Source organism: Nocardia sp. NPDC001965, assembly GCF_053594175.1.
This window is the reverse complement of sequence record NZ_JBSFDZ010000026.1, coordinates 12,061-34,392: the sequence shown is the minus strand read 5'-3', so window position 1 is coordinate 34,392 and position 22,332 is coordinate 12,061. Positions and strand designations below refer to the sequence as shown.

The window sequence follows — 22,332 nt, the reverse complement described above, 5'->3', positions numbered from 1 at the left end:
CCTCGCCGGGTGGTCCGCTGGTGGCCGAAAGTGGGTCGGCCACCAGCGCGCGTCCGCCTCGGGTGGGGAGCGGCGGCGGTGCACCGCGATCGGCGGGCTGTGCCGATCGGTCAGCGGGACGCCGCCGCACCCTCCGGATGTACGGGATGTTTCCCCTCGGCGAATTCCTCGACGATCTTTGCGCAGAACGCGGGCAGATCGCGGGGATTGCGGCTGGACACCAGGCCGTGGTCGTTCACCACTTCCTCGTCGACGACGGTGCCGCCCGCATTGCGGATATCGGTGCGCACACTCGGATAGGAGGTCAGGGTGCGGCCGCGCACCACATCGGCCTCCACCAGGGTCCACGGGCCGTGGCAGATCACCCCCACCGGCTTACCGGTGGCGAAGAAATCCCGGACGAAGGCCACCGCCGATTCGTCCTGGCGTAGTTTGTCCGGGTTCGTGGTGCCGCCCGGTAACAACAGCGCGTCGAAGTCGTCGGGGCCGCACTCACCGACGACCCGGTCCACCGGGAAGGTGTCACCCTTCTCCACATCGTGGTTCATGGCCTGGATACGACCGGGTCGCAGCGAGATCAGCGCGGTACTCGCCCCCGCGTCCTCGACGGCCGACCGGGGCTGGACCAACTCCGCCTGCTCCACGCCGTCGGTCGCGAGAACAGCGATTCGCCGTCCGGTCAGGTTGTGCTGCTGCGCCATATCGAGCTCCTTCCGTCGCGGATTCCGGTCCGCTCCGCGCCATACCCGGGCCTGTGCCGGTGAAACGTGCCGGCGCGGGCGGCGAGTGGTACCCCGCACAGCCGGGCCGGTCGGTGATTCGACCGCGAGCGGGCGGGTAGTCGCCCCCTGTCCGGCGAACGAGAAGAAAGGCATTCGACGATGAACGTCCCCATCAAGAGCACCCTCGACCCGGAACAACAGCACGTCACCGGCGAGGCGCTCCGTGCCACGGTCATCGACCTCATCGATCTGTCGCTGATCGCCAAACAGGCCCACTGGAACGTGCTCGGCCGTAATTTCCGCTCCGTCCACCTCGCACTGGACGAGCTGGTGACCGCGGCCCGTGACTTCACCGACGACGCCGCCGAACGCGCGACCGCCATCGGGGTCAGCCCGGACGGCCGTGCCGCCACCGTCGCCAAGGAGGCCGGTGACCTGGCGTTTCCCGACGGCTGGCAGCAGGACACCGACGTCATCGACGCCATCGTCAAGAACTTGGGTATCGTCATCGTCCGCCTGCGGGAACGTATCGATGCCACCGAGAAGGCGGACCCGGTGAGCCAGGATCTGTTCATCCAAATCGCGGCCCGACTCGAACAGTTGCACTGGATGTGGCAGGCTCAGCTCTCCTCCGCCTGATACTCCGTACCGCTTGCGCGGTCCGGTGGGTACAGTGCCGAGCCGGGCGGCCGCACGGGCCGGCCGGGCCGCGATCGGGCCGGGGGTACGAGGAGGAATGAGAGTGGTTCGGGTTTCCGGATCGCCGTACGGGCTGGCCACCGGCTCCGACGGTGGCCTGTGGTTCACCATGGCGGCCGAGGGTGCTGTCGGCAGATACCTCGACGGCGAGGTCCGGACCTTCGTATCGGATCCGTCCGACGGGCAGCCGACGGTGATCGTGCCGGGACCCGGCGAAGCCATGTGGTTCACCGAGTTCCGCGGTAACCGGCTGGGTCGCATCGCTGGGGAAGGCGATGCGACCTGGTTTCCGGCCCGATCCCCGTACGGCATCACCGCCGGGCCCGACGGCGCCGTCTGGTTCACCGAACTCCAGTCCGACACGATCGGGCGGTTGACCCCGGACGGCGAGCTGACACGGTTCGACGCGGTGGGAATGCCGTCGATGATCACCGTGGGGGCCGACGGCGCCCTCTGGTACACCCTCAATCAGGGCAATGCGATAGGCCGGATCGACCCCGGCAGTGGTGCCACCACCGCTTACCCGCTACCGACCGCGGGCGCGCTGCCGGTCGGGATCACCGCCGGGCCCGACGACGCGCTCTGGTTCGTCGAGATAGGTGCCGGGCAGATCGGCCGGATCGGCCTCGACGGCGCGATCACCGAATTCCCGCTACCGGACCGGGAGTCCAAACCGCATGCCATCGTCACGGGCCCTGACGGTGCGCTGTGGTTCACCGAATGGGCCACCACCCGGCTCGGTCGCATCACCACCGGCGGTGCGATCACCGAGACGGAACTGCCCGGAGCCGAACCGCACGGAGTGACCGTCGGTCCGGACGGTGCGCTGTGGGTGGCGATGGAATCGGGCAGCCTCGAACGCATCGCGGTATGAGTTCCGCGGCGTGACGTCGCCGGATCCGCGGGATCGCTCGGTATGCTGCCGGATATGGCACGGATCTGGTCGGTTCTCGCACGTGGGGTGAACCTCGTTCAGCTCATGTGGGTGGCCGTGCTGGCCGTCGCCATGACCGTTTCGCTGCTGAGCGACGGTCCCACCGCCGTTGTCGGTGCCGCTGTCGCGGTCGCCGTGCTGCTCGGCCTCGCCGACCACGGCCTGCGCTGCGGGCTCCACATCCCGGTCGAAGCCGGTACCGGGCCCGCGCGCGACGAACGACGGCTCCGCGGTGCGTTCCGCAGGCAGAGCGCACCGGACACCCCGGGCCGCCCCCGGCTGCCCCGAGCACCCGGACAGGTTCCGGCCGCCGCGTAACGCTCCGGCGTCACGCCAACCGGTCGACCTGTCCTTCGACGCCACCCCATACGGCGTGGCGCCCGACCCGCACCGCCGCGGGCTTCCGCGCGGTACAGCGAAGAGGTGCTCTCGTGCTCGATTTCATCTATTACCCCGTCTCCGCGATCCTCTGGTTGTGGCATACGGTTTTCGGAGCTCTGCTGGGCCCCGACAGCGGCTTCGCCTGGGCGTTGTCCGTGGTTTTCCTGGTTTTCACCATCCGCCTGCTCCTGCTCAGACCCGCCATAGAACAGATCCGCACCGCGCGCCGGATGCAGGAACTGCGGCCGCAGCTGGACGCACTGCGCAAAGAGCATGCCGGTGATCGCGCCGCCCAGGCGGCGGCGATGCAGAAGTTGCAGCAGGAACACGGCTTCAATCCGCTGATGGGCTGCCTGCCCGCCCTGGTGCAGTTGCCGGTGTTCCTCGGCCTCTATCACGTGCTGCAATCGTTCAACCGCACCGGAACGGGTTTCGGCAAACTCGGTATGACCCCGGAGGCCAATGCCACGACCCCCAACTATTTCTTCGATATCGCCGATGTGCAGTCCTTCCTCGCCGCCCGGCTCTTCGGCGCGCCGATCTCCGCGGCGATCGCCAGTCCCGATACCGTGCTGGAATCCTTCGCGGCGCACGGTTCTGTTCCCACGATCGCCGGTATCGCGGTCGTGGCGATCCCGCTGATGGTGGTCGCGAGTCTGGCCACCCACTTCAACGCGCGGGCATCGATCGCCCGGCAGGATCCCGCGGCCGCGGCGAACCCGCAACTGGCGATCATGAACAAGTTGATGCTGTGGGTCTTCCCGCTCGGTGCGCTGCTGGGCGGGCCCCTGTTGATGATCGCGATCCTGCTCTACTGGGTGGCGAACAACCTGTGGACCTACGGTCAGCAGCATCTGGTGTTCGCCCGGATGGATCGGGAAGCCCGGCCGCGACCGGTGGCCGCCGAATCGCAGGGGACGGATCTGCCACAGCCGCGGCAGGATCCGGCGTAACCGGCGAAATCCCCGCGACGGCAGGGTCGCGCGCGCTGAACCGGCGGTCGGCCGAGACTGCCCACCGCGGGCAGGATCGCTCGGTCGACGATATCGGCGAGGGTCTGCTCGTCGGGAAGAGCGCCGGAGTCGAAGGAGAACTTCAGGACCATCGCCTCGCCGATATCGAGTACCGCAGGCGTCAGCCGGGCTGGATCGATACTGCCGGTGCTCGCGTAGTGCCAGAGGATGGTGCCGGTGAACCGTCCGCCCTTGGGTTCGAACACCCAGGTGTAGATGGCAGGTGGGGATGGTGGCGAAGTTCGCGACGACTCTGAATTGACCATCGGTGTTCCGGCCCGGCCCGACTCGCCGGACCGGAACACCTGCCTACCCGTCGCGCGGCTTTTCCGGCCACGGGATATGCGCCGTTCCCGGCCGGTGCCCACCGCCGTGCGGTCAGTCGCTCCCGCCAGGACCCGCGACCTCACCGAGCCGGCCGCCGGACAACCGCAGCCAGCGCTGCACCCCGATCTCGGCGAGGAAGCGCTCGTCGTGGCTGACCACCACGAAGGCGCCTCGATAGGCGTCGAGCGCGCCCTCGAGCTGTCCGACACTGACCAGATCGAGATTGTTCGTCGGTTCGTCCAGCAGGAGCAACTGCGGTGCCGGTTCGGCGAACAGGACGCAGGCCAGGGTGGCCCGCAGCCGCTCGCCCCCGGAGAGAGCGCCCACCGGCAGATCGACCCGGGAACCGCGGAACAGAAAGCGCGCCAGCAGGTTCAGCCGCTGCGGGGTGGTCAGGTTCGGGGCGAACGCGGCCAGATTCTCGGCAACGGTCCGGTCGAGGTCGAGCAGATCGAGTCGCTGGGACAGATAGGCGACCCGGCCCTCGGCTCGGGTGACCGAACCGCTCTCCGGCGCCAGATCACCGTGCACGATCCGAAGCAGCGTGGACTTACCCGCACCGTTGGGGCCGATCAGCGCGATCCGCTCGGGCCCGCGGATCGTCAGGTCCGCACCGGCACCGGCGAAGATCTCCTGTTCGCCGAACCGGTAGCGGATCTGCTCGCCGGTGAACACGGTGCGACCGGCCGGCACATCGGTATCCGGTAGTTGCAGCGCGACCCGCTGCTCCGGGCGCAGCGCGCGCTCGGCCCGGTCGAGCCGGTCCTTGGCCGCGTCGACGCGGGCGGTATGGGTTTCGTTCGCCCGCCCGGCCGACTCCTGGGCATTGCGTTTCATGGTCCCGGCGAAGATCTTGGGCAGGCCCGCGTTGCCCAGGTTCCGGGCCGCGTTGCCCGCCCGCTTCGCGGCGCGCTCCCGCGCCTGCTGGAGTTCGCGTTTTTCCCGTTTGACCTCTTGTTCGGCCGTGCGGATATTCTTCTCCGCCACCTCGCGTTCGGCGCGCACCGCTTCCTCGTACTCGGTGAAACTGCCGCCGTAGAAGCGGATCTCACCGGCGTGCAGTTCGGCGATCCGGTCCATCCGGTCCAGCAGTGCCCGGTCGTGACTCACCAGCAGCAGACAGCCCTTCCAGTCGGCGAGCAGATCGTAGAGCCGGTGCCGGGCCTCGAGATCGAGGTTGTTGGTCGGTTCGTCGAGCAGCAGTACATCGGGCTGCCGGAGCAGCTGGGCCGCCAGCCCCAGCGATACCACCTGGCCGCCGCTGAGCGTGCGCAGCCGCCGCGTCAGCGACAGATCGCCCAGTCCCAGGCGGTCCAACTGGGCGCGGGTGCGTTCCTCGATATCCCAGTCCGCCCCGATAGTGGTGAAGTGGTCCTCGGCGGTATCACCGGATTCCACGGCGTCGAGCGCGGCCAGGATCGGCGCGATACCCAATATCTCCGCGACCGTCATCTCGCCGGTCAGCGGCAGAGTCTGCGGGAGATAGCCGAGTACGCCGTCGACGGATACATTGCCGCCGCCGGGTATCAGATCACCCGCGATCAAGCGGAGCAGCGTGCTCTTGCCCGCACCGTTGGGCGCGACCAGGCCGGTGCGCCCGGCGGGCACGCTGAAGGACAGATCGGTGAACACGGCGGTGTCGTCCGGCCAGGAGAACGACAGGTTCGAACAGACGACGAAAGTTTCGGACATAGGGAGAGACCTCGATTGTCGTTCGGGCGCGTAATGCAGCCACGAAGATGGAAAAGTGAACGACGAAACGGCCACTACAGCGGCGCCCGATGCGCCCTACTGGTGGCCGTCAGAGCCGGGTGGCTCCGGAGATGTCGAGTTCACCAACCACGGTCGATCTCTCTGTGTCGAAGATTCCCTGATCACGATAGCAGTCCGGCCGGAGGCGGACCGGGTTCGGCCGGACTGCCGCCGGGTGGGGTTCTCAGAAGCCGGGAGCGAAGTGGGGCTCGGTTTCCCCGGTGAGAGGTGGTTCGCCGCACTGGACCCCGCACCGATGTTCCTCGGGGACCGTGGTTCCGTCCTCGTACTCGCAGCTGGCCTCGTCGCAGGTGTAATCGCGATCGGGACCCATCGCCAGGGGTTCGCTGTAGTACGACCACGCGAAGGCGTCGGAGCCCTGCACTGCCGAGCAGTAGACGGTGGTGCCGTCGGCGAGGTGCCCGATCTCGCCGGGCTCCTCGCAATAGCTGTTCAGCTCCACCTGTGGATTCGGCCCGGCGGCGACCGGCGTCACCTGGGTCCAGGGGAGTGCGGCCGCGGGAGCGGCGGCGAAGAAGAGAGCGGCGGCCCCGACGGTCGCGCCGAGAAGTCGGGGGCCGACGCGCCGGATGCGCGCTCGTGGCCTCATGGTTCGGTTCCGTTCTGTCGAGTCCCCCACCCGTTTCGAGCTGATCGATCGTAGCTATCACCGCAGTTCAGCGGCAACGGCTGCGCCGGGCCGGGCGGGCCGTGCGGATACGGGCCGGAGTCGGAACTGTGCCGCAACCGTGACCGGGGCTGTACCGGATTGCCGTGCTGTGCGGTAGCCGCTGTTTGCTGCCGCCCGTCGGCGCCGCTTTCCCGGCACCGGCCGGTGGCCGGACCTCGGCGGCCGTCCGCGCTCGGAGTGGAGATCTCGATTCGGGAACACGGCCCTGGCGGACCGGCCCTGTTCGCTCGGTGGGTGGGCAACCCGGGCGCCGCGTCGGTCCGGTATCGAGGCCGCTTCGGAGACCGGGGCGGATGGCCCGCTGGGGGCGGAGACGGCCCCTGCGCGAAATTACGTTCTGGTGCGCGCCGAATTCGGGTACCGGGCAGAGACGAGCCAAAGTGTTGTCCGGCCGGCGGTACGCACCGGAAACTTGCGCCGAACCGCCGCGGACGCATCGGGGCACGATGGCCCGCAGACTCGAAAGGATTCCGATGTCGTCTGTCACGTCGGCCGGGCAGAGATCGGCTGCCTCGGCCGGGCCGGTCCCCACCGTCTCCCTCGGCGTGGACGACCCGGTCTGGCGGGACAGCGCCCAGCTCAGGTTCTGGGATCCGCTCGCCGAGATATTCGGCGCTGTGCACGTGTGTACCTCGCCCAATGCGCCCGGCGAGCGGCGTGCGCGCGTCAGTATCTCCCTCGCGGGACGGGTCATCGAGATCGTCGAACCGCTGGGCGAAGACACCTTCAGCGGAGAAGTTGTCGATTTCGATCCGGTCGGCCGGGTGACGGTCGACCACCCCGCGATTCGGATCGAACTGGTCGGCACGCCGCTGTTCGCGGTCGCCGACTACGCACCGAACCCGCTGCTCTCGGTTCCGGGGCGGCCGGGCGGGCGTCGGCAACAGGCCTGTGCCGTCGAGGGAGTCGTCCGGCTCGACGGCGATGTGATCGCCGCCGTGGGCCACGGAGTGCGCGATCGCAGCTGGGGTTTTCGTTCCGCGGTGGCGAACGGGGTCGAGTTCGTCACCGTCTGCGCGGTGGATTCGTCGCGGTGCGTCTGCGCGACGAAATACCGGGCTCCCGACGGCGCGCTGTGGGTCGACGGGTTCGTGATCGACGGGCAGGGCGCGACAGCAGTCACCGGAATCGATGTCACCCGTGACGCCGCAGCGCAATTCCGCCGGGCGCGCCTCACCCGCGCCGACGGTGTCGTGCACACATTGTCGACGCGTTCGCGGGTCGGTGGGTTCTGGGTGCCCACCGGCCCGGTCGAAACGCAGGGGCCCGCCCGCGGTGTATACGACGATTTCCTGATCTTGGGAGACGGGGACGGGTGCGGCGGGGGGCTCGTCGAACAGGCGGTTGTGCACCGCATCGCCTGACGAGCGGCCGTCGGGTGGCGCCGTCTGCCGGCCGGCCCGGTTCGCCGAACCGGGCCACCAGGAAACCGGCCGGACGGCGCTTCTGTGCACCGCGGAACCGTGGCCGGGTCATCCGGTGGGGCAACCGGAAACGGGTACCCGGCCCGTGAGCCGCCGTGCCCTCAGCCGCGGCGCCCGGCGGCCCCGGCGATATCGGAGCCGGGCCGGTCCGAACCCGCCACCGTATCTACGGGAACGGGCTCCGTCGCGTCGCCGCTGCGGCCACCGGCTCGGTCGAGGCGGGTCAAGGCGAACGCCGAGACGAATCCGATCAGGGCCAGCCCGGTCCACACCGCCCACTCGGCCCCCGCCGCGCGGGCAGCGCCGAAAACCGCACCGGTGGCGAGATTGCCGATGAGGATACCGACGCCGACCACACTGTTGTAGAAGCCGTAGTAGGTCCCCACCAGACGATTTCCGGCGAGCGTGACCACTGTGTCCATCTCGAACGGGAACACCGCGGCCGTCCCGACGGCCAGCAGGGCCGCCGAGAGCATCAGGGCGGCCACCGCAGCCCAGGTGCCGAACCGGGCGGGGACGGGGACCACCGCGAGCGGCAGGAACGCGACCGCCAGAATCGTCAGACCGGCGACCAGCGCGCGTCCGGTACCCCAGCGCGCGCGGAACCAGGCGGTGATGCGCAGTTGACCGGCCACCGCGATCACCGCGGAGATCACGAACAGGGCGGATACGAGCAGCTCGGCACGGTCCCGGGTGATCGTCTCGGCCTGCAGCGGAAGCGCCAGATACATCTGGAAGGACAGCACATAGGAACCGGTCATCGCCACCGAGAACGCCACGAACCGGCGGTTGCGCAGTATCCCGGCCCACGCGGTCCGCACCGGGACGCGGTCGTGTTCCGGACGTTCGCGGCGGGCGGGCAGCGCCAGCACCTGGGCCACGGTCAGTGCGGCGAACACCAGCGCCGCCGCACCCGCCACCACCCGGAAATCCAGTGCGAGCAGCGCGACGCCGACGAGCGGACCCGCGAGGATCCCGGCCTGATAGAAGATATTGAACAGCGCGAACGCCTCCACTCGCCGGGCGCCGGATTCGGCCGCGAGGTAGGCCCGGACCGCCGGATTGAACAGCGCTCCGGCGAATCCGGTGGCGGCGGAGGCGATCAGCAGCGCGGGCAGGCCCGTGGCGAACACGAGCAGGGCGAAACCACCTGTGCGCAGCAGACATCCGGCCACGATGAGGGGTTTGTAGCCGAGCCGGTCGGCCAGGGTGCCGCCGATCAGGAACATGCCCTGCTGGGAGAAATTGCGCACCCCCAGCACCAGGCCCACCGCCCAGGCGGCGAGTCCGAGCGGCCCGGCCAGATACCCGGCCAGGAAGGGCATCAACATATAGAAACCGAGGTTGATGCCGAACTGATTGATCATCAGCAGCCGGGCCGGGGCGTCGAAACTGCGGAAAGTGGCGATCGTGCTCATCGGCGGATCCCTTCGAGCGTCGTGATCGCGCGCGGATCGACCACCGTCGTGCACCGGGTCCAGGACCGGAACTCGGCCTCGAACGGGCTGGACACCGTGATCGGCCCGGCCGGTGGGTCCGCCGTGAGCAGATCGTGTGCGCGGCAGTACTCGTCGCTGAAGACGGTGTCGAAATAGCGCTGCGGACCGTCGGGGAAGATCGCGGCGATCTGGGTGTCCGAATCGAGCTGCCCGGCCGCCCAGCCCGCGACCAGGGCCACCGCACCGACGCTCCAGCCACCGGTGGCATGGTGGGTGGTGGCCAGCGTCCGGCAGGCCCACACCGCTTCGGCCGGGGCGATCCAGTGCACCTCGTCGAACGCGGCGTAATCGACATTGGCGGGGTAGATGCTCGATCCGAGTCCGCGCATGAGCCGCGGCCCGGCGGGTTGGCCGAAGATCGTGGAGGACACGGTGTCCACGCCGATGAGGCGCAGGCCCGGGTCGAATCGGCGCAGGACCCGGGCCACGCCGGCGGAATGTCCGCCGGTGCCGACCGCGCAGACCAGTACGTCCACTCCGCCCAGTTGTTCGATCAGCTCCATGGCCAGCGACTCGTATGCGGCCACATTGTCGGGATTGTTGTACTGGTCCGGGCACCAGGCCGACGGCTCGGCGGCCAGCAGGCTCGTCACGCGGTCCCGGCGGGCCTGCTGCCATCCCCCCACGGGATGCGGAGCGGGAACGGTATCCACGGTGGCACCGTAGGCCGCCAGGAGCTGCTCCACGATCGGCTCCAGACCGGGGTCGGTGACCAGTGTGACCGGGTGGTGGTAGGCCACTCCGGCCAGTGCCAGGCCCAGACCGAGGGTGCCGCTGGTGGATTCCACGATCCGCGCGCCCGGTGCGAGATCGCCGCGTTCCCGTGCGCGCCGCACCATGTGCAGGGCGGGCCGGTCCTTCATCCCCCCGGGATTGCTGCCTTCCAACTTCGCCCAGAAGCCGCGCCCGGCGGGCGCCAGCGGGGCTCCCACCCACAGCACCGGTGTATTGCCGACCAGCGCCGGGGGAGTCAGGGCGGCGCCGGGCAAGGGGACGATTCCGGCGGCGGTCGGCTCCGTCCGTTCGGGCAGCACCACGTTGTTCATGAGGGTCGCTTTCTGTACAAGGGCACCGTGGTACGTCACACGGGACCCGGAGACGGGTGAACGGCAGCGGACTCCGGCCGGTCGCAGCGGAACCGGCCTGACGCCTGCCGATCAGCGTCGGGCTATACAGAAGCGGGTGAGTATCTCGCGGCCACCACCGGCCGGTGCCGCGGCGGGCGGCCCTCGGATCCAGCGTCCGGTGACGGGCGTGAGCGAAAGGGCGGCGGTGGTGAGTGCGAGTGCCACCGGTACGGCGACGGTGAACGGATCGGGGATCCGAGCGGGCAGCACCACTTGGGCGACACAGTGCACGGCGTGGGCCGTGCACTGGCTCCCGGCCGAGTCGCCGGTACGGTCGTGGTGCTCGGCCGCCGTGGTGACGGCGGCATGGGCCCGGGAATGCGCGGTCCCGGCGGGTACGAGGTCGCAGTGCAGGAGTGGGGCCAGCAGCGCCAGCGCGGCCAGGACGATCAGGACTGTCCCCGTGCGGGACCGCCGGCCCCGTGGCGACGAGGCGACAGATGTGGCCGATGCATGCGCGGTATCCGCCATTCGCCACCTCCGTTCCGGGCGCCGTGTCCGCGACCGGCCCCGTGCCGGTCGCCACTACTCTACCCCCGTTGGGTACGTGCTCAGTGCCGGTGCCGGGCCGGATGGGTCACCGGATATGTCCTGTGGCAATGCTTCTGGAGGATCGGCCGCTGCGGGCACGGAGGACGCCGGCCGGCGTCCGGGTGCGGAAGTAGCGAGGTCCGCGCTATGCCGTGCCCGCTTTCGTCAGCGTGTCGAACTCCGCGTCGGTTAGTTCGATCGTCGCGCCGGCCAGGTTGTCCTCGAGATGCGCGACACTGGACGTCCCCGGAATGGGAAGCATGACCGGGGAGCGCTTCAGGAGCCACGCGAGGGCGAGCTGCGCGGGGGTGGCGTCGTGTTGTTTCGCCAGTTCGGTGAGCGGGCTGCCCGCGCCGGAGAGCTTTCCGGTGGCCAGCGGGAACCAGGGGATGAAACCGATGCCCTGGTCGGTCGACCAGTCGAGCAGTTCTTCCGCGGACCGGTCGGTGAGGTTGTAGAGGTTCTGCACGGAGACGATCGGCGCGATCCGCCGGGCCGCTTCGGCCTGGGCGACACTGACCTCGCTGAGTCCGATATGGCGGATCTTGCCTTCGTCCCGGAGGTCCTTCAGCTCGCCGATCTGATCCTCCAACGGCGTATCCGGGTCGATGCGGTGGAGTTGGAAGAGGTCGATCCGCTCGACGCCGAGGTGGCGCAGGCTCATCTCCGCCTGCTGGCGCAGATAGGCGGGCCGACCCACGGGCGTCCAGCGGTCGGGACCCTGCCGGGTGAGACCGGCCTTGGTGGCGATGACGATATCGTCGGCATAGGGGTGCAGGGCCGCGCGCAGGAGGGGTTCGGCGACGGCGGGTCCGTAGCTGTCGGCGGTGTCGAAGAAATTCACGCCGAGGTCGGCCGCGCGCCGGAGGACCCGGACGGCTTCGTCGCGGTTCGCCGGTTCGCCCCAGACCCCGGGGCCGGTCAGCTGCATGGTGCCGTAACTGAGGCGGTTGATCTGGAGGTCGCCGCCGAGGCGGAAGGTCCCGGAGGCGTCGGCGGGGCGGGCGGGATCGGTCATATCGGGATGCGTCCCTTCCAATCGGGTTCGGACGGAGGCCAATCGGGTTCGGACGGAGGCCGCGCATCGGTGGGCCCGAAACGGCCCATCTCCGAACGACTCTACAAGGCGCCGATCGCGCTTCGGCCGAGGTCGTGCGGGTCGGAGTCGCGCGGCCGGTCGCGGGCGGCACGGGTGGACCGGTGTGTCGCCCGGGGTGTAGTGGCGGTGGAAGTCGGCGGTTGTGCCGAAAACGGCCCCCGATGTGCGTTCGGGGGGTAGGGTGCGCTCAGCAAGTCGCCGCAGGTCAACGGCGCGATAATGAAGGTGGACGAGGCGAACGCGGATCCTCGGACCGTACTCGAGGGGTACTCGGGCACGGTCCGCCGGGAGTGGTGCGTTCACCACTTCGTGGTGCGCGAGGGGGGACTTGAACCCCCACGTCCGTGGACACCAGAACCTAAATCTGGCGCGTCTGCCAATTTCGCCACTCGCGCTTGATGGTACGACCGTCCAAACTCTACCGGGCGCTCGCCGGATCGCGAAGACGCGGGCGGGTGTTTTGTACTCGCCGGTAACCCCACCTGCGATTATAACGATTCCATAACCGACAATATGAGGGGTGCTCACGTTTCGTGTGGGTAAGGATCGGCCCTCACCAGCGGGTTCAAACATGAGGGAGGATCATGTTTGACTCAATTCTGGTACATCAGTGCATGAATACTCATGGGTAGGCGCCGCACGCGCAGGGAAACGTGAGGATTCCCTCATGATTTTGTGCCATTCTCGCTGAGAGCAGGCCGACGGGCATGGACCGCCCGCGCGCGGCCCGGGAGCCGGGGAAGTCTCCGAAGACATGTCGCCACGAGAGAAAGTCGAAGCGTCTTGACGATCAACGAGAGCACTGCGTCCGGAGCCGGACACCAGGTGGATGTGGCCGCAGGTAGGACCGTGACCGAGACGAATCGCACGCCGTTGCTGGACCGGTTGCGGGAAGGCACCCCCTACGCGCTCGCCTTCGGCGGACAGGGCGCCAGCTGGCTGGGCGAACTGGCCGAGATCGGCCGTGACGCCGCGCTGGAGCCCGAGCTCACCGCACTGGTCAACGAGGCGGCCACGCTGCTGGAACCCGTTGCGGACCAACTCCTGACCGTCCGTCCGGTGGGATTCGATCCCGTCGCCTGGATGCTGGAGGACGACCTCGCCGACGACGACACCGAAACATCGGACGCACCGCCGGAGCGGGTGCTGCGTTCGGCCGCGGTATCCATGCCGGGTGTGCTGCTGACCCAGCTGGCCGCCCTGCGCGCGCTGCGGTTGCAGGGACTGGACCCGGCCGAAACCGCGCCCGTCGCGGTGGTCGGCCATTCGCAGGGACTGCTGGCGGCCGCCGCGGTGCGGGCCGCCGGTGCGCAGGACGCGGAGATTCTCGCGATCGCCCAGCTGGTCGGCGCCGCCGCCGGTCTGGTCGCGCGACGGCGCGGGCTGATGCCGATCGGTGACCGGTCGTCGATGGTCGCGGTATCCAACGTCGACCCCGATGAACTGCGCGCCGTGCTCGCCGAGGTCTGCGCGGGCGTGGACCCGATGGTCGCCGCAGTCCTGTCGATCCGCAACGGCCGGCGCCGGGTGGTGCTGTCCGGGACCCCGGACCAGCTGCGCCGCGTACAGCAGCGCTGTGCGCAGCTGCACGCCGAACAGGACCGGGAGCGCTCGGCCAAACAGCGCGGTGGTGCGGTGTTCGCGCCGGTTTTCGAGGACCTCGAAGTCGATGTCGCGTTCCACCACCCGGCACTCACCGATACCGTCGAGCTGGTCGCCGGCTGGGCCGGGCAGTGCGGGCTCGACACCGAGCTCGCCGGGCAGCTGGCGCGCGACATCCTGGTCGAACCCGTCGACTGGGTCGCGACCGTGGACGAGGTGGTGACCACCGGTGCCGAATGGATCCTGGACCTGGGCCCCGGCGACCTGCTCTCCCGGGTCAGCGGTAATTCGCTGAAGGGCAGCGGTGTCGGCATCATCGCGGCGGCCACCCGGGCGGGCCAGCGCAACCTGCTGACGCCGGGCGCTACGCCGGAGGTCGCTCGGCCGTGGACCGCGTTCGCGCCCCGCCCGGTACGGCTGCCCAACGGCCGCATCGTGGTGGAGACCGCGTTCACCAAGCTCACCGGTCGCTCACCCGTGCTGCTGGCGGGCATGACCCCCACCACGGTGGACGCCAAGATCGTCGCGGCCGCGGCCAATGCCGGGCACTGGGCGGAACTGGCCGGTGGCGGGCAGGTGACCGAGCAGATCTTCGCCGACCGCGTCACCGATCTTCAGGAACTGCTGCACCCGGGCCGGCAGGTGCAGTTCAACTCGCTCTTCCTGGACCCTTATCTGTGGAAGCTGCAGCTGGGCGGTAAGCGGCTGGTTCAGCGGGCCCGTGCGGCGGGTGCTCCGTTCGACGGTGTGATCGTCACCGCCGGGATCCCGGAGCTCGAGGAAGCCGTCGCGCTGATCGCCGAACTGACCGAGGTGGGGATCAGCCACGTCGCGTTCAAACCGGGCACGGTCGCGCAGATCCGGGCGGTGCTCCGGATCGCCGACGAGGTGCCGGACTACCCGGTGATCGTGCATATCGAGGGTGGTAAGGCCGGTGGGCACCACTCCTGGGAGGACCTCGACGATCTCCTGCTCGAGACCTATGCCGAACTGCGTACCCACGAAAACGTCGTGGTCTGTGTCGGTGGCGGGATCGGAACCCCGGAGCGGGCCACCGAATACCTCACCGGCACCTGGTCGGCGCCGCACGGCTACCCGGCCATGCCGTTGGACGGCGTGCTGGTGGGTACCGCCGCGATGGCGACGCTGGAGGCCACCACCGCACCCGAGGTGAAGCAGCTGCTGGTCGACACCCCCGGTACCCCGGACTGGGTCGGCGCGGGCACCGCGAGCGGCGGAATGGCGTCGGGCCGCAGCCAGCTGGGCGCCGATATCCACGAGATCGACAATGCCGCGTCGCGGACCGGACGCCTGCTCGACGAGGTGGCCGGGGACGCCGATGCGGTGGCCGAGCGCCGGACCGAGATCATCGCCGCGCTGAACGGCACCGCCAAGCCCTACTTCGGCGATGTGGCGGGGATGACCTACCTCGCCTGGCTCGAACGCTATGTGGATCTCGCGATCGGGCAGGAGCGCCGCCAGGATTTCGACTGCGGCACCGATCTCGGCGAAGCGATCGCCGCCGCCACCCAGTCGGTGTGGTTGGACGTCAGCTGGCGGGACCGGTTCGCCGAGATGCTGCACCGCGCCGAGGCCCGGCTCGCCCCGGCAGACCGCGGTGAGATCGAATCGCTCTTCCGCCCCGAGGATCTGGAAGACCCGGCCGCCGCGCTCGCGGCACTGAGCGAGCGGTACCCGTCGGCGGCGCAGACCCTGCTGCACCCGGCGGATGTGCCGTTCTTCATCACCCTGTGCAAGACCCCCGGCAAGCCGGTCAATTTCGTCCCGGTGGTGGATCAGGATGTCCGGCGCTGGTGGCGCTCGGATTCGCTGTGGCAGGCGCACGATCCGCGGTACTCCGCCGATCAGGTCTGCGTCATCCCGGGCACCGTCGCGGTCGCCGGGATCACCCGGGTGGACGAGCCGGTGGGCGAACTGCTGGACCGTTTCGAACAGGACACCGCCTACACGCTGGTTCGCGGCGGAGTGGCGCCGGTCGCTGTCGACGCCCGCCGCGTCGCCGAAGTGACGAGTGGCCCGATCGACGTGGTGCTGGCCGCACCGGACGTGAACTGGTCGGGCCGGGCCACCGTGAACCCGGTGCACCGCCTCGGTGATCTGCACGAGTGGACGGTGGACGAGAAGGGCGCGGTGCATCCGCCGACCGGAGCCACCCTCGTCGAGACCGAGGGGCCCGAAGCGGAGAACGCCTACGTCGCACTGACCGTCCCGCTGAACGCGGAACATGCGGTGCGCATCCGCGTCACGGTGCCGGTGACGGTGTACAACGGCGGCGCGCCGGTGATCACCGAAGCCGATGCCGACGAGGCAATGTCGGCCCTGCTGGGCGTGGCCGCCGGTCAGGCGCTGCCCGAGGTGAAGGGCGCTGTCGCGCATCTCAATCTGGCCTGGACACCGGATCTGGTAGCCGACCACGCCGGCGTCACCGGCGGCGGACTGCCCGCGAATCTGAGCACCCTGGGCCGCACGGCCCCGGACGTCCTGGTGGGCGCGTGCTGGCCCGCGGTGTTCGCGGTACTCGGCGCGGCCCGCACCGGGGCCGATACCAGCGTGATCGAAGGCATGCTGGATCTGGTGCATCTCGACCACCGGATCGAGCTGCTGCGTGAACTCCCCGCCGAGACCAGCATTCTCGTGGTGCGGGCCGAATCCGGCTCGGTGATCGATACCGATCTCGGCCGAGTGGTCGAGGTGGAGGTCAGCGTCGGTGAGATGCGTGACCAGGGCCTGGATGTCGTGCCGCTGGCCCGGCTGGCCGAACGGTTCGCGATCCGCGGCCGGACCGGTGCGGGCGAGCTGACCGATCCGCCGCGTGCCGCGGGCACCGTGAGCGCGGACGCCACCGAGACGCCGCGCCGCCGGCGCCGCGATGTCACCATGGTCGCCCCCCGGAGCATGGCCGCGTTCGCCGCGGTCTCCGGTGACCACAACCCCATCCACACCAGCGATTCCGCGGCGAAACTCGCCGGCCTGGGCAGCCCGATCGTGCACGGTATGTGGCTGTCGGCCGCGGCGCAGCACGCCGTATCGGCTGTGGATCCGCAGGCGTCCGTGCCGGCGCGCACCCTGACCGCGTGGACCACCCGGTTCCTCGGCATGGTGCGACCGGGTGCCGAAATCGATGTGCGGGTGGAACGCGTCGCGGTCGACGCGGGCGACGAGATCGTCGAGGTCTCCTGCCGCGCCGACGGGGATCTGGTGATGACCGCGACCGGCCGGACCGCCGCCCCGAAGACCGTCTATGCGTTCCCGGGCCAGGGCATCCAGCGCAAGGGGATGGGACTGGACGCGCGGTCGCGGTCCAAGGCGGCCAAGGCGATCTGGGATCGGGCCGACAAGCACACCCGGGAGGCGCTGGGCTTCTCCATCCTGGCCGTGGTGCGGGACAACCCGACCTACCTGAAGGCACGCGGTGTCGAGCACCGGCACCCGGACGGCGTACTGCATCTGACCCAGTTCACCCAGGTCGCCATGGCCACTCTCGGTGTCGCGCAGGTCGCGGAACTCCGCGAAGCCGGTGCGTTCGTGGAGGGTTCGCTGCTGGCCGGGCACTCGGTCGGTGAGTACAACGCGCTGGCCGCCGTGGCCGGTGTGCTGCCGCTCGAGGCCGTTCTCGAGGTCGTGTTCCAGCGCGGTTCGGCCATGCACGAACTGGTTCCGCGGGACGCGCAGGGCCGTAGCGACTACCGGATGGCCGCGATCCGTCCCTCGCAGATCGGGCTGCCCGACAATGAGGTGATCGGTTTCGTCGCCGGTGTCGGCGAACAGGTCGGCGAGTTCCTGGAAGTGGTGAACCTGAACCTGCGCGGTTCGCAGTACGCCATCGCGGGCACCGTGGCCGGTTTGGAAGCGCTGGAGACCGAGATCGAGCGCCGCCGCGAGGAATTCGGCGGTAAGCGGGCCTTCATCCTGGTCCCGGGTATCGATGTGCCGTTCCATTCGACCGTGCTGCGCAAGGGTGTACCGGAGTTCCGGGGCAAACTCGAGCAGTTGCTGCCCGAGGAGCTGCAGCCGGAGGTGCTGGTCGGGCGGTATATCCCGAACCTCGTGCCGAAACCGTTCTCGCTGGATCGTGAGTTCGTCGCCGAGATCGCCGATCTGGTGCCGTCGGAACCGCTCGCCGCCGTGCTGGCCGATTTCGATTCCTGGTCGCAGCGGCCGAGCGAACTGTGCCGCGTGGTGTTGATCGAACTGCTGGCCTGGCAGTTCGCCAGCCCGGTGCGCTGGATCGAAACCCAGGATCTGCTGTTCGGCGAACTGGACGTGGAACGTTTCGTGGAGGTCGGTCTGGGTGCCACCCCGACCGTGGCGAACCTGGCGAGCCAGACCCTGAAACTGCCCGATTTCGCCACCACCACAGTGGAAGTGCTCAATATCGAGCGCGAGGCGGCGGTGGTGTACGCCACCGATACCGATCCGGCCCCGGTCGACGAACCGGTCGAGGAGGTCGCCGAGGCACCTGCCGCCGCTGCCGCTCCGGCTGCCGCCGCTCCGGCTCCTGCTCCCGTCGCGTCCGGTGGACCGCGGCCCGACGACATCACCTTCACCGCGGCCGACGCGACCCGGGTGCTGATCGCCTTGTGGACCAAGCTCCGGATCGATCAGATCGGCCCGGTCGATACGATCGAGGGACTCTGCGACGGCGTGTCCTCGCGTCGTAACCAGCTGCTGGTCGACCTCGGATCGGAACTTTCGCTGGGTGCGATCGACGGCGCCGCCGATGCCGATATGGGTGCCCTCTCGGCGACCGTGGAACGTCTCGCCCGCACCTACAAGCCGTTCGGTTCGGTGCTCAGCGATGCGATCAACGACCACCTGCGCAAGGTGTTCGGGCCGTCCGGCAAGCGGCCCGCCGCGATCGCCGAACGGGTGAAGAAGGTCTGGGAGCTGGGTGAGGGCTGGGCCAGCCACATCACCGCCGAGGTTTCGCTCGGTACCCGCGAGGGCACCAGCGTGCGCGGTGGCGATCTGGGCGGTCTCGTATCCGGCGCGCTCACCGACGGTGCCTCCGTGGACGCCGCGGTGGACGCCGCGGTTCAGGCGGTGGCAGCCCGGCGCGGAGTAGCGGTGACGCTGCCCTCGGCCGGTGGGTCCGGCGGCGGCACCGTGGATGCCGCGGCGCTCGGCGAGTTCACCGAGCAGATCACCGGTAAGGACGGTGTGCTGGCTTCCGCGGCGCGCCTGGTGCTGGAACAGCTCGGCCTGAGCGAGCAGACCTCCGCTCCCGAGGCCACCGAGGACGGTCTCGTCGATCTCGTGTCCGCCGAACTGGGTTCGGATTGGCCGCGACTCGTCGCGCCGGCGTTCGACGCCCGCAAGGCAGTGCTCATCGACGACCGGTGGGCCACCGCGCGGGAAGATCTGGCCCGGTTGTGGTTGGGTGACGACGCCGTGACCGCGCAGTTGCCGGTCACCGGGTTCGCCGGTGCCGGTACGGCCGTCGCCGCCCAGGCAGACTGGTGGCGGCAGCGGGCCGTGCACGAGGCGCGGTCGGTGCTCGCGAGCCACTACGAGCGGATCGCCGCTGTGGCGCGCGATCTCGACGGCACCGGCGAATGGGCCGACGAGATCGCGGTGATCACCGGCGCCAGCAAGGGGTCCATCGCCGCCGCGTTGGCCGGGCGCCTGCTCGGTGGCGGCGCGACCGTGGTCGTGACCACCTCGCGTCTGGACGACACCCGGCTCGGCTTCTACCGCGACCTCTACCGCGCCAACGCCCGCCACGGTGCGGCGCTGTGGGTGGTTCCGGCGAATATGGCCTCCTACACCGACATCGACGCCCTCATCGACTGGGTCGGTACCGAACAGGTGGACAACGCCGGTGGCGCCAAGATCAAGACCAAGGATGCGCTGACCCCCACCCTGTTGCTGCCGTTCGCGGCGCCGCGGGTCTCCGGGTACCTCTCCGACGCGGGTGCCCGCGCCGAGATGGAGATGCGGGTGCTGTTGTGGTCGGTCGAGCGGCTGATCGGTGGGCTGTCCACCCTGGGCGCCGACCACGATGTCGACGCGAAACTGCATGTGGTGTTGCCCGGTTCGCCCAACCGCGGTCTGTTCGGCGGCGACGGCGCCTACGGTGAGGCCAAGGCCGCGCTCGACGCCGTTGTCGCCAGGTGGCGGGCCGAGAAGACCTGGGCGGCCCGGGTCACTCTGGTGCACGCACTGATCGGCTGGGTCCGGGGCACCGGGCTCATGGGACACAACGATCCGATGGTCGACGCGGTCGAGCAGGCCGGTGTGCAGACCTGGTCCACCGACGAGATCGCCGACGAACTGCTGAAGTGGGCGACCGAGCAGGCCCGTGCGGCTGCCGCGGACGACCCGCAGCAGATCGATCTCACCGGCGGGCTGGCCGGTGCCGATCTGGACCTGGCGGCGCTGGCCAAGCAGGCACAGGAAGCCGCGGATGCCGAGGAAGCCGACGAGGTGCCCACCTCGGACGCGTCGCGGATCTCCGCGCTGCCCGCGCCACCGGCGCTGACCTCCGCGCTGCCCGTCCCCGAATGGGGCACGGTGACCGCCGATCTCGCCGATATGGTCGTGATCGTCGGCGCCGGTGAGCTCGGACCGTACGGGTCCGCGCGGACCCGGTTCGAGATGGAGGTCTCCGACGAGCTGTCGGCCGGCGGTGTGCTGGAGCTGGCCTGGACCACCGGCATGGTGGCCTGGGAGAACGACCCGAAGCCGGGCTGGTACGACACCGAATCCGGTGACCTCGTCCCGGAACACGAACTGGCCGAGCGCTACCACGATGCCGTGGTCGAGCGGTGCGGTATCCGCCGCTACGCCGATGACGGTGCCATGGTCGACAACAGCAGTCCGCTGATGACCTCGGTGTTCCTGGACCAGGACCTGTCCTTCACGGTCGGCGGCGAGGCCGAGGCGCGTGCTTTCTACGCGGCCGGCCCCGAGCACACCGTCATCACGCCGGTCGCCGATTCCGGCGACTGGACGGTGACCCGCAAGGCCGGTACCGAGATCCGGGTGCCGCGCCGGGCGAACCTGTCGCGGACCGTCGGCGGTCAGATCCCGACCGGCTGGGATCCCACCGTCTGGGGTATCTCCGCCGATATGGCGTCCTCGATCGACCGGGTCGCCCTGTGGAACATCGCCTGCACCGTCGACGCGTTCGTCGGGTCCGGATTCAGCCCCGCGGAGCTGATGAGCTGGGTGCACCCGAGCCTGGTGGCCAACACCCAGGGCACCGGTATGGGCGGTATGTCGTCGATGCGCTCGCTCTACGTCGACAACCTGCTCGGCGAACCGCGGCCGAACGACATCCTGCAGGAGGCCCTGCCCAACGTCGCGCTGGCGCATGTGGTGCAGTCCTATGTCGGTAGCTACGGCGCCATGGTGCATCCGGTCGCTGCCTGCGCCACCGCCGCGGTGTCGGTGGAGGAAGGTGTCGACAAGATCAAGCTCGGTAAGGCCGAGGTGGTCGTGGCCGGCGGCTTCGACGATCTGGGGATCGAGGGCATCGTCGGCTTCGGCGATATGTCGGCCACCGCGGATTCGGCGGCCATGAGCGCCAAGGGGATCAGCGACCGCTACTTCTCCCGGGCCAACGACCGCCGGCGCGGCGGGTTCGTGGAATCACAGGGCGGTGGCACCGTGCTGCTGGCCCGCGGTGACGTGGCGCGGGAACTGGGTCTGCCGGTGCTCGGCGTGGTCGCCTACGCCCAGTCCTATGCCGACGGCGTGCACACCTCCATCCCGGCGCCCGGACTGGGTGCCCTGGGTGCGGGCCGGGGTGGCCGGGAATCCCGGTTCGCCGCGGAACTGCGCAAACTCGGCGTCGGTCCGGACGATATCGCGGTGGTCTCCAAGCACGACACCTCCACCGCGGCCAACGATCCGAACGAGTCGGAACTGCACGAGCGGCTGGCGGGAGCCATCGGCCGGTCCGCGGGCGCACCGCTGTTCGTGGTCTCGCAGAAGAGCCTGACCGGACATGCCAAGGGTGGTGCCGCCGCGTTCCAGCTGATCGGCCTGTGCCAGGTGCTGGAGAACGGGGTGGTGCCGCCGAACCGGAGCCTGGACTGTGTGGACGAGAAGATGGCGGAGTACCCGCATCTGGTCTGGGTGCGGGAGGCACTGCGCTTCGGCGACCGGTTCCCGCTCAAGGCCGGTCTGGTGACCTCGCTCGGCTTCGGGCATGTGTCCGGCCTGCTCGCGATCGTGCATCCGGAGGCGTTCGTCCAGGCGATCGAGCCGGAGCTGCGGGCGGAGTACCAGCGCCGGGCACAGGAACGGTTGCTCGCGGGCCGGCAGCGGATCGTCGAGGCGATGTGCGGTGGCGCGGCGCTCTACGAGCGTCCGGCCGACCGGCGCCTCGGCGGCGACGGCACTCCGGCGGCGCGGATACGCGGCCTCGAAGCCGATGTGCTGCTGTCCGAAGATGCCCGGCTCGGCTCCGACGGGGTCTACCAGATCGGCGGAGCCGGTTGCGAGACCGGACAGTTCGCCGGTGGCGGTGCCGATGCCGACTCCGCCGTCACACCGTAGGCTGC

13 protein-coding genes and 1 tRNA gene are annotated in these 22,332 nt (G+C 69.6%); 6 read left to right on the top strand and 8 right to left on the bottom strand.

Translation table 11 applies throughout. The features are described from left to right. Positions 1–110: 110 nt before the first annotated feature. Complete coding sequence (locus ACWCPQ_RS27045) at positions 111–701, bottom strand: type 1 glutamine amidotransferase domain-containing protein (RefSeq protein WP_449903861.1); 591 nt, start codon at positions 699–701, stop codon at positions 111–113. 180 nt (positions 702–881) lie between these two features. Between ACWCPQ_RS27045 and ACWCPQ_RS27040 the strand changes: the two genes are divergently transcribed. The 4 genes from ACWCPQ_RS27040 to yidC all read left to right on the top strand — a co-directional run bounded on the left by ACWCPQ_RS27040 (position 882) and on the right by yidC (position 3,689). Then, positions 882–1,361, top strand: coding sequence for a Dps family protein (locus ACWCPQ_RS27040; protein ID WP_449903857.1), 480 nt, complete (start codon positions 882–884; stop codon positions 1,359–1,361). 97 nt (positions 1,362–1,458) lie between these two features. After that, positions 1,459–2,295, top strand: a complete 837-nt coding sequence (locus tag ACWCPQ_RS27035) for a Vgb family protein (protein ID WP_449903854.1) — start codon at positions 1,459–1,461, stop codon at positions 2,293–2,295. 54 nt (positions 2,296–2,349) lie between these two features. Next, positions 2,350–2,673, top strand: a complete 324-nt coding sequence (locus ACWCPQ_RS27030) for a DUF6412 domain-containing protein (protein ID WP_449903851.1) — start codon at positions 2,350–2,352, stop codon at positions 2,671–2,673. A 113-nt stretch (positions 2,674–2,786) separates the two neighbouring features. Beyond that, on the top strand, positions 2,787–3,689 hold the full coding sequence (yidC, locus tag ACWCPQ_RS27025; RefSeq protein WP_449903849.1) for a membrane protein insertase YidC: 903 nt from the start codon (positions 2,787–2,789) through the stop codon (positions 3,687–3,689). A 438-nt stretch (positions 3,690–4,127) separates the two neighbouring features. On the opposite strand, the gene abc-f is transcribed toward yidC, so the two are convergent. Both abc-f and ACWCPQ_RS27015 read right to left on the bottom strand, forming a co-directional pair. Then, positions 4,128–5,768: a ribosomal protection-like ABC-F family protein gene (gene abc-f, locus ACWCPQ_RS27020; RefSeq protein WP_449903846.1), complete on the bottom strand. Its 1,641-nt coding sequence runs from the start codon at positions 5,766–5,768 to the stop codon at positions 4,128–4,130. 244 nt (positions 5,769–6,012) lie between these two features. Beyond that, the gene (locus ACWCPQ_RS27015) at positions 6,013–6,438 is read right to left on the bottom strand and encodes a hypothetical protein (protein WP_449903843.1); all 426 of its coding nucleotides are present in this window, start codon (positions 6,436–6,438) and stop codon (positions 6,013–6,015) included. 554 nt (positions 6,439–6,992) lie between these two features. Between ACWCPQ_RS27015 and ACWCPQ_RS27010 the strand changes: the two genes are divergently transcribed. Further along, the gene (locus ACWCPQ_RS27010; RefSeq protein WP_449903840.1) at positions 6,993–7,883 is read left to right on the top strand and encodes a hypothetical protein; all 891 of its coding nucleotides are present in this window, start codon (positions 6,993–6,995) and stop codon (positions 7,881–7,883) included. Between the two features lie 161 nt (positions 7,884–8,044). Here ACWCPQ_RS27010 and ACWCPQ_RS27005 read toward each other — a convergent pair whose 3' ends face one another. The 5 genes from ACWCPQ_RS27005 to ACWCPQ_RS26985 all read right to left on the bottom strand — a co-directional run bounded on the left by ACWCPQ_RS27005 (position 8,045) and on the right by ACWCPQ_RS26985 (position 12,594). Next, on the bottom strand, positions 8,045–9,361 hold the full coding sequence (locus ACWCPQ_RS27005; RefSeq protein WP_449903838.1) for an MFS transporter: 1,317 nt from the start codon (positions 9,359–9,361) through the stop codon (positions 8,045–8,047). Continuing rightward, positions 9,358–10,488: a PLP-dependent cysteine synthase family protein gene (locus tag ACWCPQ_RS27000; RefSeq protein ID WP_449903836.1), complete on the bottom strand. Its 1,131-nt coding sequence runs from the start codon at positions 10,486–10,488 to the stop codon at positions 9,358–9,360. The genes ACWCPQ_RS27005 and ACWCPQ_RS27000 overlap by 4 nt, the downstream gene beginning before the upstream one ends. A 111-nt stretch (positions 10,489–10,599) precedes the next feature. Next, complete coding sequence (gene lpqS / locus ACWCPQ_RS26995; protein ID WP_449903833.1) at positions 10,600–11,040, bottom strand: putative copper homeostasis (lipo)protein LpqS; 441 nt, start codon at positions 11,038–11,040, stop codon at positions 10,600–10,602. Positions 11,041–11,245: 205 nt separating this feature from the next. Next, complete coding sequence (locus tag ACWCPQ_RS26990) at positions 11,246–12,118, bottom strand: aldo/keto reductase (protein ID WP_449903831.1); 873 nt, start codon at positions 12,116–12,118, stop codon at positions 11,246–11,248. Between the two features lie 391 nt (positions 12,119–12,509). Beyond that, positions 12,510–12,594, bottom strand: a tRNA-Leu gene (locus ACWCPQ_RS26985). 388 nt (positions 12,595–12,982) lie between these two features. Between ACWCPQ_RS26985 and ACWCPQ_RS26980 the strand changes: the two genes are divergently transcribed. After that, the gene (locus ACWCPQ_RS26980; protein ID WP_449903829.1) at positions 12,983–22,327 is read left to right on the top strand and encodes a fatty acid synthase subunit beta domain-containing protein; all 9,345 of its coding nucleotides are present in this window, start codon (positions 12,983–12,985) and stop codon (positions 22,325–22,327) included. Positions 22,328–22,332: the final 5 nt, after the last annotated feature.